This is a genomic window from Magnetospirillum sp. UT-4 (genome assembly GCF_902729435.1).
In the GTDB taxonomy this organism is placed as follows: Bacteria; Pseudomonadota; Alphaproteobacteria; order Rhodospirillales; family Magnetospirillaceae; genus Magnetospirillum.
In genome coordinates, this window is sequence record NZ_CACVCG010000115.1 from 1 (window position 1) to 1,377 (window position 1,377).

Here is a 1,377-nt window from a genome sequence, read left to right on the forward strand (position 1 = left end):
GCATAGCACGGGGGCCGCGCTGGACGGAGCCCTTGCGATTCACTATATTCGCAGGAGCAGCATCCGGAGGCCGGAGCCCATGTTCACCGACAACACCCTGACGCCCAAGGAAGCCGTGCGGCTGTGCGCGCTGGGGACGGTGGCGCCCGCTGCCATGCCCTATTCCCAGCTGGCCGGGTCGGTGCGCCATTTCCTGTCGCGGGTGGCCGGGCCGCAGCTCGACCTGATGGGCACCTCCATCGAGCTGCTGCGCTACGAAGGACTGGTCGAGGCGGTCGACGGCAAGGGCATGGAGGACGATGCCGTGGTCGCCATCACCGCCGCCGGCCGGCGCGAGCTGCATGCCCTGCTGACCGCGCGGCTGCGCCCCGGCAGCGACCTGTCCAAGCTGATCGTCACCCTCAAGATGCGCTTCCTCGACCTGCTCGAGGTGAAGGAGCGCCAGGCCCAGGCCGACCTGCTGATCGATTCGGCCGAGGGCGAGCTGGCCCGCCTGACCGACCTGCGGGGCGGCTTCGCCGGCGACGGCGACGGCTGCCACCTGCTCGACTGGCTCGACCACGACATTGAACTGCTCGAGACCCGGCTGGCCTGGCTGGAAGACTTCCGCGCCCGGCTGTGAGCCCAGTCCGTGAGTGACGACGACCAGCCCCATTATCTCGGCCATCGCGAACGGCTGCGCGAGCGGTTCCTCGCCAGCCCCGACGCGTTGCAGGATTACGAGATCCTGGAACTGCTGCTGGCCACGGTGATCCCGCGCCGCGACGTCAAGCCCATCGCCAAGGCGCTGATCGCCCGCTTCGGCGACCTGGCCGAGGTCATCGCCGCCTCGCCCGCCCAGCTGCGGGAGGTGGACGGCATCAAGGACGCCGCCGCCACCGGCATCAAGGTGGTGCACGAGGCGGCACGGCGCATGCTCCGCCTGCAGGTGCTGGACCGGCCGGTGCTGTCGTCGTGGGACCAGTTGCTGGATTACTGCACCGGCGCCATGGCGCGCCTGCCCACCGAGCAGTTCCGCCTGCTGTTCCTGGACCGCAAGAACGTGCTGATCGCCGACGAACTGCAGCAGAAGGGGACCGTCGATCACACCCCGCTCTATCCGCGCGAGGTGGTCAAGCGGGCGCTGGACCTGCACGCCTCGGCGGTGATCATGGTGCACAACCACCCCAGCGGCGACCCGGCGCCGTCCAAGGCCGACATCGAAATGACCCGCCAGGTGCGCGAAGCCCTGAAGGCGGTGGGCATCATCCTGCACGACCACCTGGTGGTCGGCCGCAAGGGCCACACCAGCTTCAAGTCGATGGGGCTGATCTGACGGGGGGCGGCCCTCGTCGCCTCATTCGGGCCTCATCCTGAGGGGCCGCCGCAGGCGGCATC

2 protein-coding genes are annotated in these 1,377 nt (G+C 69.5%); both read left to right on the plus strand.

The window, feature by feature from the left end; all coding sequences use genetic code 11:
• The first annotated feature begins 79 nt into the window (after positions 1-79).
• Positions 80-622, plus strand: a complete 543-nt coding sequence (locus tag MTBUT4_RS15175; RefSeq protein ID WP_173980542.1) for a hypothetical protein — start codon at positions 80-82, stop codon at positions 620-622.
• Positions 623-631: 9 nt separating this feature from the next.
• Positions 632-1,315 (plus strand): DNA repair protein RadC, encoded by a 684-nt coding sequence (gene radC / locus MTBUT4_RS15180; RefSeq protein WP_173980543.1) that lies wholly within the window; start codon positions 632-634, stop codon positions 1,313-1,315.
• Positions 1,316-1,377 lie beyond the last annotated feature (62 nt).